This window comes from Faecalicatena sp., from assembly GCF_058819085.1.
In genome coordinates, this window is sequence record NZ_JBZUUL010000032.1 from 35,132 (window position 1) to 48,680 (window position 13,549).

General features: G+C 47.3%; 13 protein-coding genes. All 13 read right to left on the minus strand.

Translation table 11 applies throughout. The features are described from left to right. Window positions 1-8: 8 nt before the first annotated feature. Complete coding sequence (locus AC4OGX_RS15485) at window positions 9-926, minus strand: ABC transporter permease (protein ID WP_493331511.1); 918 nt, start codon at window positions 924-926, stop codon at window positions 9-11. Further along, window positions 926-1,996, minus strand: coding sequence for an ABC transporter permease (locus tag AC4OGX_RS15490; RefSeq protein WP_493331512.1), 1,071 nt, complete (start codon window positions 1,994-1,996; stop codon window positions 926-928). The genes AC4OGX_RS15485 and AC4OGX_RS15490 overlap by 1 nt, the downstream gene beginning before the upstream one ends. After that, the gene (locus AC4OGX_RS15495; protein ID WP_493331513.1) at window positions 1,989-3,530 is read right to left on the minus strand and encodes an ABC transporter ATP-binding protein; all 1,542 of its coding nucleotides are present in this window, start codon (window positions 3,528-3,530) and stop codon (window positions 1,989-1,991) included. The genes AC4OGX_RS15490 and AC4OGX_RS15495 overlap by 8 nt, the downstream gene beginning before the upstream one ends. Before the next feature lie 25 nt (window positions 3,531-3,555). Beyond that, the gene (locus AC4OGX_RS15500; protein WP_493331514.1) at window positions 3,556-4,758 is read right to left on the minus strand and encodes a BMP family lipoprotein; all 1,203 of its coding nucleotides are present in this window, start codon (window positions 4,756-4,758) and stop codon (window positions 3,556-3,558) included. A 28-nt stretch (window positions 4,759-4,786) separates the two neighbouring features. Further along, window positions 4,787-5,515 (minus strand): GntR family transcriptional regulator, encoded by a 729-nt coding sequence (locus AC4OGX_RS15505; protein ID WP_493331515.1) that lies wholly within the window; start codon window positions 5,513-5,515, stop codon window positions 4,787-4,789. A 393-nt stretch (window positions 5,516-5,908) separates the two neighbouring features. Continuing rightward, a complete protein-coding gene (locus tag AC4OGX_RS15510; protein ID WP_493331516.1) occupies window positions 5,909-6,640 on the minus strand; it encodes a GntR family transcriptional regulator in 732 nt (243 codons plus the stop codon). Window positions 6,641-6,890: 250 nt separating this feature from the next. Beyond that, the gene (locus tag AC4OGX_RS15515; protein WP_493331517.1) at window positions 6,891-7,343 is read right to left on the minus strand and encodes a chemotaxis protein CheW; all 453 of its coding nucleotides are present in this window, start codon (window positions 7,341-7,343) and stop codon (window positions 6,891-6,893) included. Then, window positions 7,334-9,346 carry an ATP-binding protein gene (locus tag AC4OGX_RS15520; protein ID WP_493331518.1) on the minus strand — a complete coding sequence of 671 codons (2,013 nt, stop codon included), beginning with the start codon at window positions 9,344-9,346 and terminating at the stop codon, window positions 7,334-7,336. The genes AC4OGX_RS15515 and AC4OGX_RS15520 overlap by 10 nt, the downstream gene beginning before the upstream one ends. Then, a complete protein-coding gene (locus AC4OGX_RS15525; protein ID WP_493331519.1) occupies window positions 9,333-10,301 on the minus strand; it encodes a diguanylate cyclase in 969 nt (322 codons plus the stop codon). Before AC4OGX_RS15525 ends, AC4OGX_RS15520 begins: the two co-directional genes overlap by 14 nt. Window positions 10,302-10,347: 46 nt before the next feature. After that, window positions 10,348-10,824, minus strand: a complete 477-nt coding sequence (locus tag AC4OGX_RS15530) for a chemotaxis protein CheD (RefSeq protein WP_493331520.1) — start codon at window positions 10,822-10,824, stop codon at window positions 10,348-10,350. Window positions 10,825-10,827: 3 nt separating this feature from the next. Beyond that, on the minus strand, window positions 10,828-11,439 hold the full coding sequence (locus AC4OGX_RS15535) for a chemotaxis protein CheC (RefSeq protein WP_493331521.1): 612 nt from the start codon (window positions 11,437-11,439) through the stop codon (window positions 10,828-10,830). 21 nt (window positions 11,440-11,460) lie between these two features. Continuing rightward, entirely contained in the window at window positions 11,461-13,137 is a 1,677-nt protein-coding gene (locus tag AC4OGX_RS15540) for a methyl-accepting chemotaxis protein (RefSeq protein ID WP_493331522.1), read from the minus strand. A 21-nt stretch (window positions 13,138-13,158) separates the two neighbouring features. Further along, window positions 13,159-13,524 carry a response regulator gene (locus AC4OGX_RS15545; RefSeq protein ID WP_493331542.1) on the minus strand — a complete coding sequence of 122 codons (366 nt, stop codon included), beginning with the start codon at window positions 13,522-13,524 and terminating at the stop codon, window positions 13,159-13,161. Window positions 13,525-13,549 lie beyond the last annotated feature (25 nt).

The window sequence follows — 13,549 nt, forward strand, 5'->3', positions numbered from 1 at the left end:
CCTCCATTCTACAGTTCGTTCTTGAATCCGCGTACCTTCACGTTCTTATACTTGACAATGGATACCACCGCAAGCACAGTGACCATGATGATATATGGAATGATGTCAAACAATCCTGCTGCCGGCCCTGCATAGATACTTAAGTTGACTGCCAGCGACCTGGCCACGCCAAACAGGATCGCATAGAGGGAAGATAATACCGGCCTGCCCTGTCCGCAGTAGATTGCCGCGATTGCGATAAATCCGCGCCCTGCCGTCATATCGTTGGTGTAAAGACCGAGACGCTCTACCGAAAGGTTCACTCCCGCCAGTGCACAGCAGAAGGCACCGATCAAAACTGCCGCATATTTATAAAAGTTCGTCTTAATACCAAGGCTCTTTGCAGAGTCCTCGTTTTCCCCGACTACCCGCACATAGATACCGAATCTCGTCTTATACATCAGCACCGAGAATGCCGCGATCCCAATAAAAGCCAGATAAGTGATCGGAGGATGCCCGCTTAAGATACTTCCTATGATGGGAATATCCTTGATCAGCGGAATGTTGATCTTAAACTTTGCAATATTCACGTTTGTCAGGTTGATATTCGCCGTCTCCATCATCTTCATGACAAATCCCGCAATCGCAGGAGCGATCAGGTTGATGGCGAGACCTACGACGATAACATTTCCTTTATAGGTAATGCCCATGACTGAAAAGACAAGACCGTAGATCATCGTCGTAATAATAGCCAAAAGGACCGCCAGAGGCAGATTTCCGGTAAAAAACATCGTAAGAGTCGCAACAAACGCACCGTTGAGCATCATGCCTTCCAATGCGATATTAAGCACATTGGCCTTATATGCGAACATACCGCCTATGACACAGAGGATGATCGGCGTACTGTGGTAAACAGTATCGTACAGAATGTTATTGAGTAATTCCATTATGCAGCCCCCTCTCTTTTCTTTGCACTCTTCTTACGGAATGAGAAATTCGTCCGCTCGGAGATAAATTTCACTGCCAGGAAAAGAATGATCAGTCCCTGGATCAATGCCACGATTTCCTTCGGGACACTGGTATACATGTTAATATTGTCACTTCCGGTTTTCAGTGCTGCGTAGAAGATCGCCGCAATGAAAATCCCTCCCGGAGAGTGTCCGCCCAGAAGTGCGATCAGCATACCGTCCCAGCCAAGTCCCGGTGTCCCGGAAAAGCTTAAGGTGTATTTAAACTGCTCGCTCATCATATATCCTGCTCCTGCGACTCCTGCCAGGGCGCCGCTTAACAGCATCAGGATGATCGTCTTCTTTGCCACGTTCATCCCGGCTGCTTCTGCAAACTCTGGATTCTTACCGATGGCTGTCAGCTCATATCCTAACTTGGATTTCTTCATCACGATATACATGATGATCAGTACGATGACCGCGATCACGAAAAACATCGTAAGTCTGGAGCGTCCGAACCGGGAGAACATTGCGCTCTCCTGTATGGTCGGTGTGGCAACATAGCCGGAACTCAGATCCCGGAAAACACCTGTGGACAGGAATTCCAGCGCTTTTGCCATCGCATAGTTCAGCATCAGAGTTACAACCATTTCATTTACTTTACATTTTGCCTTTAACAGCGCCGGGATCAAAGCAAATGCCATACCGCAGAGGATTCCTACTGCAAAACAGATCAGCTTATGTACCAGCGGGTTCATGCCTGTGATATACGCTCCCGCGATTCCCGCAAAGAAACCGCCCAGCAGCATCTGTCCTTCCACACCCATGTTGTAGAGATTTGCCTTGAAGGTCACTGCGATCGCAAGACCGGTCAGGATCAGCGGGGATGCATAGTGCAGTGTATTCATAAAGCCTGTGGAGGACAGAAAGGACTTCTTTAACAGAATCCAGTAAGTCTCCAGCGGATTTTCACCGATACATGCTATGACAATCCCTCCGATGACAAATGCCAGAAGGATCGGCAGGACTGAATTCATTACATTTCTTAAAATATTTCCTTTTTTATTCATGAGCTGCCTCCTTTTTCTCAAGCTGGATACCTGCCATCAAGAGTCCGATGCCTGCTGTTGTGACCTCACTCTGACTGACGCGCCCGGAGATCTTTCCTTTGTACATCACGATCATGTTATCAGAAAGGCTCAAGATCTCTGAAAGCTCGCTGGATACGAGAATGACCGCATTCCCCTCATCCCGGAACTTTAAGATCTGCTTATGGATGAATTCAATGGAACCGATATCGACTCCACGTGTCGGCTGACATGCGATCAGAAGCTTCGGTCCGGCAGAAAGCTCTCTGGCAACGATGATCTTCTGTGCATTTCCGCCTGAAAGACTGGATACATTTCCGTTCAGATCGCCGATACGGATATCAAATTCTTCAATGAAATGATCCCTTTTTACACGGATCGCCTTCTGATCAAAGATCCCTCTCTTGCAGACATCCGGATTCCCGTGATATCCTGCGATGCAGTTCTGTGAGATATTCATATCGCCGCACAAGCCCTGCGCATATCTGTCCTCCGGGATGATACCGACACCTTCTTTTCGAAGCTGTGCGGGCCACTTATTTGTCACGTCCTTTCCCAAAAACGTAACCGTTCCTTTTGTCGCTTCCATCAGCCCTGTCATCAGCTTCACAAGCTCTGACTGGCCGTTTCCTTCTACACCCGCAACTCCCAGGATCTCTCCTCTGTGTACCTTGAAGGACAAGTCCGATACTACTTCCTTCCCATAATCATTGATAGTACACAGGTCTTTTACTTCATATATCACTTCATCCGAAATTGGTTCTTTTCTCTCATTACTCACGGTCAGGACAACATTCCTTCCGACCATCATCTGTGCAAGCTCTGCCTCACTGGTATCCTTCGTCTTCACATGCCCGATCACCTTTCCCTGCTTGATCACCGTGACGCTGTCGCTTAGTTCCATTACCTCACGCAGTTTGTGTGTGATGACAATGATCGTCTTCCCCTGCTTCTTCATGTTCTTAAGGCTTACCATCAGGTCATCCACTTCCTGGGGAGTAAGCACTGCCGTAGGCTCATCCAGTATCAGGATATCTACATTACGGTAGAGCATTTTCAGGATCTCCACGCGCTGTCTTCCGCCTACGGAAATATCCTCGATCTTATCCAGAGGATTTAATTCAAAATGATATTCATCGATCAGTTTCTGTACTTTTTCAATCTCTGTTTTCGCATCAACAAAAGGACTCTTTCCTTTCTTGATCTCGACACCAAGCAAAATATTCTCATACACGGTAAGGCTGGGCACCAGCTTAAAATGCTGGTGCACCATACCGATCCCATTTGCTATTGCATCAATGGGACTGTTCATGCGGACTTCTTTTCCGCGGATCAGGATCTTCCCACTGGTTGGCTGCAATAGGCCGTAGAGCATATTCATAAGTGTCGATTTTCCGGCGCCGTTCTCGCCGACGATACATTTGATCTCCTGCTCTTCCACGCTCAGGCTGATTTTGTCATTGGCTGTAAAGTCACCGAACTTTTTCGTCAGATCAACCACTTCTATCATGCTCATATGTATACCCTCGTTTCTGATTCGTCTACTTGATCGTTACATTTTTACATGCAGCCGGGTCAAATTCTTCCCCAACCTGTGCATTCGTTACCTTGATCGTTCCATCTGCGATCTGCGCTTTCAGGTCATCAATATATGTCATGATCTCATCCCATTTTGCCTGTGCTTCATCTGTCTTAGCCAGTGCATTCTTGATCTGTGTCAGGTCTGTGATATCGGTAGCCCCTGATGCCAGTGAGAAGGTCTGCAGTCTGTCAATATCATTGATCTTGCCGTCTACATATGCCTTTGTGATGTCAAATACCGGAACAGAGGTATTTTTGATGACACTTGTCAGAATATGCCCCGGCTGCATATCGTCTTTATTGGCATCAACATGGATCGCCAGCTTGCCTTCCTCTTTTGCTTTGGACGCAACACCGTCTCCCACACTTCCTGCCACTGCATATACCAGGTTTGCACCCTGATTGTAATAGGTTCCTGCGATGGTGCTTCCTGTTGCAGGATCTGAGAAGCCTGCATCATATTTTGCATAGTAATCATAGTTTACACCCAGATCTTCAGCTGCCTTGTTGATTCCTTCCACAAAACCGTAAGAGAATACGGTGATTCCGTTGGAATTGGTTCCGCCTACAAATCCGATTGCACGTCCGCCCTTATCCAGATCCGTGAACTTGTAGTTCTCAGCCGGGAATAAGACATCCTTATTCTCTAATACCTGTACGCCGAGTGCCCCTGCAATATAGGAAGCCTCATGCACGTCAAACAATGCACAGATGACATTATCATGGATCACTTTTCCGTTTTCATCCTGGTTCGGATTGTCATTGACACATACGAATGTGGTATCCGGATACATCTCAGCGATCGGCTGGGAACCGCCTACGCCTTTGATCAGGGCATCAAAATCATATTCCAGGTTGAAGATCACGTTGTAACCATCCTCTGCCAGAGTCTCCAGGGCTGCCGGGACTCCGTTTGTCGGCTCTACGACTTTATATTCCACACCAAGCTCGTCCGCTGCTTTCTTAGCCCCCTCTACTGCGGTCTGGTTGTATCCGTTGTCGTTTTGTCCTGCCGAATCACATACGATGGCGATCTTTGCGTCCGCCTTTTTCCCGGAATCAGCACTTCTTTCGTCCTTGCTTCCTCCGCCGCAGGCTGTCAGACATCCTACTGTCATAGCCGCTGCCAACAACACACTCAAAACTTTTCTGCTTCTTTTCATAATGCTCCTCCTTGTTCTTTCACTTTCTTTATTTGACCTGCTCAATATAAAACTTATATTGATCCGTCCGATAGTAACATTTGAAGCTTTCAATCGGCAGCTCCCGGCCCTGTACAATGCCATACGTTGTACTCTCGAATAAAATCACCGGCATCTGTTCGTCAATATCTAAGTACTCTGATATCTCCTCCTCTGCTAAAACTGCTTCTATGGTCCTTCTTGACTTTGCAAATCTGACCCCATACCTCTCTGCAAGAAGATCATAAAGCGACTGGACATTGAAATCATATTTCTCAATTCCCGGAAACAGTCTGCGGGGCAGATAGGTGATCGTATAATTCAAGGGTTCTCCGTCAGCCATGGTGATCCGTTCCAGGAGGTACAGCTCGTCCCCCACCGCGGTGTTCAAAAGCCTTGCCCTCTTTGCATCGGCGGGGACGATCTCACTGACTGTCACCTTTTTGGAAGGATTTCTTCCCAGTCTGATCACATCATCCGTACAGCTTGTGATCGCAAACAGGTTCTGGCTGTAATCATCGCTTTTTACATAGGTTCCTTTCCCCTGGACTTTGTATAAGTATCCTCCTGCCACTAATTCATCGATGGCCCTCCTCACCGTGATCCGGCTGACCTGATACTGTTCCATCAGTTCACGCTCACTGGGGATGGGACAGTCAGGTTCAAACGCTTCCTCCTCGATCTTCCGGATCAGTTCACGTTTGAGAGCAAAATACTTTGGTACACGTTCTTCGTCCATTCATTTCCCCCTTTTTTCTTCTACTCATCATGTCGTTATGTCGTCATAACCAGTTGTACTTATATAATAATCCAAACTTTTCAAAAGTCAACAGTTTTAACAAGTTTTTTTATTTGTCAAATTCATTTTTGTTTATTTTCACATATTTTACGATAATAATTTGTGAATTCTGCCGGATACTATTTTTTAGAACTGGGATTCTGATTCCGTTTTTCTGCTTCCCTGATAAGACAAAAAACAAAGTGGGCAAGCCCCCGGAGAGATTTATAGTATAGAAAATTCCAGAAACGTTTTCTATATCATACAAAAAACAGAGAGACGGACTTCTGTCTGAAATCCCTCTCTCTGTTCTGTTCCTCGTACCGGAGCGTCTGTCTGCTGCCCGGTCCATATCTAGTCTGCCACCTGGTCAATATAAAACTTATACTTATCTGTCCTGTAATAGCACTTAAAATTCTCGATCGGCAGCTCCTGCCCATTCACCTCTCCATAGGTGGTACATCCGAATAAGATCACCGGCATTCCCGGTTCTATATCCAGATATTCTGCGATCTCATCCTCCACAAGCACTGCCTCTACTGTTCTTCTTGCCTTTGTAATATTCACATGATATTCTTCCCCCAATACCTGATACAAAGACTCAATGTCAAACTGGTGCTTCTCAATACCCGGAAACAGCTTTAACGGCAGATAAGCCAGTGTGTAATTGAGCGGTTCTCCGTTGGCATAAAGGACCCTCCCCAGCTGGAAGACCTGGTCTGTATCCGTCAGATTCAACGCCTTTGCCCTCTTCTTATCCGCCGTCAGGATCTGCGAAACGATCACCTGCTTTGTCGGTGTCATTCCCATGCTGCGCACCGCCTGGGTGCAGCTGACAAGCGAAAATAAATCATTACTCTTCTCGTCCGTCTTCACATAAGTCCCCTTCCCCTGGACCTTATACAGATATCCCTCTACCACTAACTCATCGATTGCCTTACGGACCGTAATACGGCTGACCTGGTACTGCTCCATGAGTTCGCGTTCACTCGGGATGGGACCGTCGGGTGTGTATTCCTCCATCTCGATCTTATGAATGATCGCCTTTTTTAACTGATAATACTTTGGCACTCGTTCCTCGTTCATAGCTTTCCTTCCTGTTCATGTACTGTCCTGTCTTCAATTCTTTATACTTTGTGTATGCAGGACAACTTTTATATAGATTGTACCACAAATACGAAACTGGTGAAATACCTCTCTGGCTATTTGCATATACGTCTTATGAGGCGTCTTATAAAGTATAACATTCCCCTGCCGGTCTGACTCTTATATGCAGATACTGCAGTGCTTTTCTTTACAGTCAAAAAGGCGCATCCTCTTTGGTGCGCCTTTCCTCCTAACTCCGCAAATATTCCCCTTTAAAGTAATCCGCAAGATTACATATGATCTTCTCCATATCCAGCACTGTCAGTATCTCATCCCCTGACTGGATCAGTCTTTTCTCCGCCCACATCCCCATCTCGTCCTCAAGATCAGGACTTTGGATCTCTTTACACGACTCTGTGCTCAGGATATAAGGTTCACCATAGCATAAGATCCCAATCAAGTACTCCTGATTTCCAAAGATGATCGTGATCTTCCTCTTGTCAATATAAGCATCCTTATTCAGGGCCAGGACCGGTACGATCTCCCCCTTATAATTGCACACCCCGGCAAAATACGGCGGCAGACAGGGGACCTTCGAAATCTGCAGTTCCGGACACAATTCTTTCACCGCGGAGAATTCAAAGGCATAGCTTTTGTCCTCCCCCTTCATACAAAGCAAATCATAAACATCATCTATTCCCATCCGTTCCCTCTTTCATATAACCGGAACATAATCTCCAGATCCAGTGCCGTGCAGATCCTTCCTGTCCCCATGATACTCATTCCACTGACCCCCGTCTTGCGCCTGAAATCTACTCCGAACAGGGATGGCAGCTGTTTTAACACGATCCGCTTCTGCTCATACAGGGAATCCGCCAGAATACAGCCCTCTTTATCCGTTCCCCTTGCATAGATGATCGTTGCATCCTCCGGCGTTGTTCCCCCGATATGGTAGAACTTCCTCAGATCGATCAGAGGCACCATCCGCTCTTCGTACAAGATATATGTGCGTCCATTGATCTCACGAATCTCCGGAATCTCCTCCTTATATTCTAAGAAGCGGTACACATATCTTGCAGGAATAGAAAAACGGTAATCCTCCACACGGAAGCGGATACACTCCATCGTTGCCAGGGTCAGAGGCACGACCAGTGTAAAGGTAGTCCCCCGCCCCTTCTCACTGTCGATGTAGAGATTGCCGCCTGCATTTTCCAAAACATTTTTAACCACGTCCAGACCGACGCCGCGTCCTGAATACTCAGTCACCACTTCCTTCGTGGTAAATCCGGGCTGCAGGATCATATTCAGGATTTCTGCTCTTGTGTATTCCTCCTGCGGCTTTGTCATTAAGCCCATAGCCTTGATCTTTGACAGGATCTTATCACTATTCAGACCTCTGCCGTCATCCGATATGGTGATCAGAACCTCGCCGACCGTACTTTCTACTGTAAACTTGATCTTTCCCTTCCGGGGCTTTCCTGCGGCAATCCTCTCCTGAGGTGATTCGATCCCATGATCCACTGCATTCCTGATCAGATGCAGAAGAGCCTCTGAGACATATTCCACTACACTTTTATCTGCCTCGATGTCTCCACAGCTCACCTCAAGGTCAACCTCTTTATCCTCGTCTCTACAGATATCACGAAGTATCCTGCGCAGCTTCGGTACGATCCGTTCAACCGGCACCATGCGCATCTCCATGACCGTGTGTTCCACATCTCCGATCAGACGGTTGATCTGATGGGCAGTTCCTTCTTTGATTTCATTCATCCCGTTTTCTTCCAGCTGCATCTCCAATGTCATGATCTGGATGATCATCTCACGGGCAAGATTCTGGAGCCGGTCAAGCCTGTCACTGCGCACACTCAAAAACTCCGTATCTGGATTCACAGATGCCTGCGCAGGCTTTGGCCCTTTCTCCTTCACCTCCGGTTCTGTTTCCTCTTTCCCGGACTTATCCTGTATCTTCTCGCAGCTTTCTACAAACAGCCCCTGGCTTAAGGCAGTAAGGACTTCGTCTTTACGTTCACTCTCAAAGCGGACAAAAATCCCATATTCCCCGATCTCCTCCGCTTGATCCTGGGCATGTTCCAAGTCCTTTGGATATGTCTCTATTTCCGTACACATCCCCTTCACCTGGCGAATCAGCATGAATGCCCTGAGATGTTCCATCCGGCAGCCTTCCTCGAATCTCACCCTGACAACACTCCCCGGCTTTGCCAGCATTTCCGGTGGCGGATTCCATGTTTTGTCTTCCTCAGGAAGCTCAGCCTGCTTTTCGGACTCCTTCTTCCTTTCCGCATGGTTCAGATATCTTCTGGCATCCTCCAGCATAAGCGAAGTATCACCAGGCTCATAATCTCCATCGGGCATCCGCTTCATCTCATCCTCGATGTAATCTAAGAATTTATAGAGCAGATCGAATATCTCCGGCTGGGCAGCTTCCACACCCCCGCCCTGTTCCCGGAAATAGGAAAACAGATCCTCCATCTTATGTGCCAGCAGAGAAAGATTCTTTAACCCCATCATCGCAGAAGAGCTCTTCAAGGTATGCATGACCCGGAAAACATTATGGATCTCTCCCTCAGTGAATGCATTATTTTTTTCCGCATCAAGAAGAACTCCACTGAGCTGTTCACATAACTGCCTTGCCTCTAATAAATACACTTCCAACATTTCCTGTGCATCTGCATCAAAGTATCCCATTTTCCCACTCCGTCTGTTCTATGCTTTCATACCATACGCTGCGGTTCTTGCCATGTCTCTTCCCGTAATACAGCGCCTTATCTGCACATGCAATACACTCCTCGATCCCTTCCTGCTGCCCATACACATGCAGGCCAAGAGTCAGGGTACATGAGAATTCATCTGCTTTATTTATAATCTTGAACTGCTCTACATCTTGTCTGATCGACTCGCTGATCTCAAAGGCTTCACTCTCTGTTACATTAAACAGTATAATCAGGAATTCCTCGCCGCCCCAGCGCACCACTCTGTGCATCCTGCAGTGGGCTTCCATGATACTGGCTATACATACCAGTGCCATATCCCCTGCCTCATGCCCATAGGTATCGTTTACCGATTTGAAATCATCGATATCGGCCAGGATCACAACATTCTTCTTTTCCTCCACCCGGCTGCCTTTGATATCATCCAGCAGGTCACCTACAACATACCTTCTGTTATACAGGCCTGTAAGTCCGTCCCGAAAAGCAAGCTCGTTCAGTCTGTCCATGTTGGACTTAAGTTCCAGATTCATCCTGTTCAACTCATCCTTCTGCTTTTTAAGCTGCAGATGGGTCACTACCCGTGATCTCAGCTCACTTTTCGAAAAGGGCTTCTTGATATAATCACAGGCACCCACTTCAAAACCTTTTACCACATCATCATCTGTATCTTTGGATGTCAGAAAAAGTATGGAGGCATTATTCTGGTCTTTCGTCTTTAAATCCTCAAATAAATGAAACCCGTCCCTATCCGGGAGCACCACATCCAAAAGGATCAGATCCGGCTGATACCGTTCGATCTTTTCCAGGGCTTCTTCCCCTGTGTGCGCCTCACACAGGAAGAACGGTGTCTCCTCAAGCGCCGCCCGGATCTGCTGACAGACCATCAGGCTGTCATCGACCGCCATTACAATTTGCTTACTTTCCGTTTCCATGATAATCCCTCCATCTAATGTATCTATATCCAAAGCCCTGCTGCCCTTACAAATAAACGACTGCCTGCCTCACAGATCTGATCTCCAATGTACCGTCCTCTGACAGAAATGTGATCGTTCTGCCATGACTGCCTCCTGTATCTTCTCCCACAAGCCGTATTCCTTCTTCTGCCAGCGTCTGCTTCACATTTTTGACATTCCAATAACCAATGTTCCAGTTCTGTTCAGCTGTACTGAACATCTTGGCACCCCCGGCGATCTTAGCAGTCAGATATCTCTTCTCGGCGCCTTTTCTGCAGATCTGTCTTACAAGCTCATGTGTTCCCTCCACCGCGAACTTATATGCATTCTCCCGGTTCACAGAGTGTTGTCTGTCCGGCAGAATGACATGGGCCATTGCTGCTATTTTATTCTTTGTATCGTACAGGCATACACCTACGCATGACCCCAGAGCATAGGATATCAGCGCCTGTCCACGTATGGCCGTCTTTCCCTCGGCAATTCCCACCACTATCTTTTCCATAGATCACTCCCTGAGCTTATGAAGCATTGCCGACATGGATTCCAGTTCCGGCCAGAACAGGATTCTGCCCACAAAGGAAGCTTCTCCCATACGAAATATATTTTCGATCAGAAGTACATCATCACTCACTCGGATATGTCTGGATAAAGGTACTCCCAGGATCGCACCGCCCATATCGATACACATATCCGGCACCGATACATCCGTCTCCATCCCCGTTACCTGGGACAGTGCACGAATGTAAGAGCCGCACATGATATTTCCAAGTTCGCTCAAAACGGACAGCTCCATCTCATCCAGAGAAGTCAGGTTCCTTACCTTCTCTTCCAGCATCCGGTCCAGTACAGCGCGGGTGAATGCCTCGTCCATCAAAAACAAAAAGATTCCTTCCAGCTCTCCGAATACCCGGATCATGATCCCTGCCTGAATATCCTCGTGAATATCCAATTCCTTGAAAACATCCTGGTATCTCACAAACCGGACCTCAGGTACTCCTACCTGGAACGGGTGCTCCATCATAAGGGCAAGAGATGCGACTGCATTTCCCGTTCCGATGTTCCCCAGCTCCTTTAAGATATCCTTTGCCACATGATCCAACTCTTCATAATTCTCCATCTGCATCCTTCTTTCCTGCCTCTACAGCTCAAACTGCTCCACCAGTTCTTTTAAGATCTGCGCCTGGGCTGACAGCTCCTCACTGGCTGCCGCACTCTCCTCAGACGTAGCAGAATTCCCCTGTACAATATCGGATATCAATTCCACGCTCTTCCTGATCTGAGTGATCGCATCCGCCTGCTGTTCTGACAGCTCCGAGATATTCTTTATCATCTCTTTTACCATCTGTGCCCCTTCTACTGAATCGTGCAGTGTACGTGCCGTCATCTCTGACGCTTCAAACCCTGCACGTACAGCTTCCGTATTCTTTTCGACAAGCTGTGCCGTCAGTTTCGATGCACTTGTGGTCTTCGCAGCAAGCCTGCGCACCTCGCCGGCCACGACTGCAAAGCCTTTTCCTGCCTCCCCGGCTCTTGCAGCCTCTACGGATGCGTTGAGTGCCAGGATATTGGTCTGGAAGGCAATGTCTTCGATCTCCTTGACAATTCCTGTGATCTCTTTCGAATTATCCTGGATCTGCCGGATGCTTTCCTTGAGCTTGTGCATCTGATTGTTATTCTCAAGAATCTGGTTTCCTACCTTTTCTGCGTGTTCGCTGGACCTTACCGCATTCTCTGCGTTCATCCCCACACTTTCGGCAATCTCATTGATGCTGGCCGCAAGCTCCTCGATGGAGCTTGCCTGCTGGGAAGCACCCTGTGCCAGGACCTGAGCACCATTAGAAACCTGTTCGGCTCCACCGGAGACCAGCTCCGCACTGCTGTTGATCTGCTGGATGGAATTTCTCAGCATCTTACTGATCATCTCCATGGATTCACCTATCCTGATGAAATCCCCTTTAAACTGAAATGAATTTTCATAGTTCAGCTTCCCGCTGCCCAGGGCAAGCAGTGCCTTCTGAATCTCAGAGACATAGGAATCCAGAGTCTCTGCCGTGGACCGGATATCATCCGCCAGATTTCCAAACTCATTCTTAGAGGTATAATCAAGGTCAATACTCAGCTTTCCATTTGAAATTTGGTTTGCAGCATTCTTCACTTCCTTGACAGGAGTAACAATACTCCTGGTGATTCCTATGCATAACACGACAGTACACAATACGCAGATAACCGAAAGACCCAGAATGAAAATAATGATCTGCATGCGCAGCTGTGCCGTGTCACGCAGGCTGCTCTGAACATCCTCATTGCAGGCTTTGATGACATCAGCCAGACGCGATCTCACCTCAAGTGACTGCGGTTCATAATCGTTAAAATATGCTTGAAATGCCCCGGCTTTATCATTTTTCTCCAGGCAGTTGATCACCTTATCCCGGGTCACCTTCAATTCAACAAACTCCGTTGAAAGCTCCTTTACCTGCGCCTCCCCGCTTACATAGCCCTCCTGCAGTTCCGCCAGCCCTGCCTCGACCTTTGCCGCTGCTGCTTTTGCATCCTCAAGATACTTTGCTTCATTCACCACATTTTCTGTGGATGCTAAAAGAGAGAGATTCTTTCCTACAATCTGTATATTCGCGCTGGTATCATGTGCACTCTCTACATTTGCAAAAGGACCGTTATTCATCTTCTCCATCTCACGGGACAGCTGACTAATATTAAATACAGACACAAGGACTGTTATCATATATAACCCGATCACTACTAAGAAAGCAATCGTTAGTTTTTTTCCGACTCTCAGGTTTTTAAAATATTCTCTCATTTGATTTTCCTCTCATCTGTATCAGTTTTGCAGCACATATTTTACGATCTTTTGAAGCTCTTCGGGTTTGAATGGCTTGACAATGAATTCCAGCGCCCCGCATCCGATCGCTTTCTGTATCATCATCTCCTGCCCGATCGCAGAACACATTACGATCTTTGCCTTAGGATCAAATTCCAAGATCTCCTCCAGCACATCGATCCCGGACTTTCCAGGCATCGTGATATCCAAAAGGACCAGATCCGGCTTTTCATCATGGTACATCTGTATGGCTGTCTCCCCGTCAGCTGCCTCCAATATATTTGAGTATCCATTCTTTTCCAGTGTCTTGCGTATCGTCATCCGCATGAATAGCGCATCGTCCACTAACATAATCTTTTCTTCCATCATCCACCTTACCCTTTCCGCTTGT

Coding starts and splice junctions, on each gene's coding strand:
- AC4OGX_RS15525 (WP_493331519.1), bottom strand. CDS start 10,301: ATGGAAACGGAAAGTAAGCAAATTGTAATGGCGGTCGATGACAGCCTG.
- AC4OGX_RS15505 (WP_493331515.1), bottom strand. CDS start 5,515: ATGGACGAAGAACGTGTACCAAAGTATTTTGCTCTCAAACGTGAACTG.
- AC4OGX_RS15515 (WP_493331517.1), bottom strand. CDS start 7,343: ATGGGAATAGATGATGTTTATGATTTGCTTTGTATGAAGGGGGAGGAC.
- AC4OGX_RS15485 (WP_493331511.1), bottom strand. CDS start 926: ATGGAATTACTCAATAACATTCTGTACGATACTGTTTACCACAGTACG.
- AC4OGX_RS15545 (WP_493331542.1), bottom strand. CDS start 13,524: ATGGAAGAAAAGATTATGTTAGTGGACGATGCGCTATTCATGCGGATG.
- AC4OGX_RS15495 (WP_493331513.1), bottom strand. CDS start 3,530: ATGAGCATGATAGAAGTGGTTGATCTGACGAAAAAGTTCGGTGACTTT.
- AC4OGX_RS15530 (WP_493331520.1), bottom strand. CDS start 10,824: ATGGAAAAGATAGTGGTGGGAATTGCCGAGGGAAAGACGGCCATACGT.
- AC4OGX_RS15540 (WP_493331522.1), bottom strand. CDS start 13,137: ATGAGAGAATATTTTAAAAACCTGAGAGTCGGAAAAAAACTAACGATT.
- AC4OGX_RS15520 (WP_493331518.1), bottom strand. CDS start 9,346: ATGGGATACTTTGATGCAGATGCACAGGAAATGTTGGAAGTGTATTTA.
- AC4OGX_RS15510 (WP_493331516.1), bottom strand. CDS start 6,640: ATGAACGAGGAACGAGTGCCAAAGTATTATCAGTTAAAAAAGGCGATC.
- AC4OGX_RS15500 (WP_493331514.1), bottom strand. CDS start 4,758: ATGAAAAGAAGCAGAAAAGTTTTGAGTGTGTTGTTGGCAGCGGCTATG.
- AC4OGX_RS15535 (WP_493331521.1), bottom strand. CDS start 11,439: ATGGAGAATTATGAAGAGTTGGATCATGTGGCAAAGGATATCTTAAAG.
- AC4OGX_RS15490 (WP_493331512.1), bottom strand. CDS start 1,996: ATGAATAAAAAAGGAAATATTTTAAGAAATGTAATGAATTCAGTCCTG.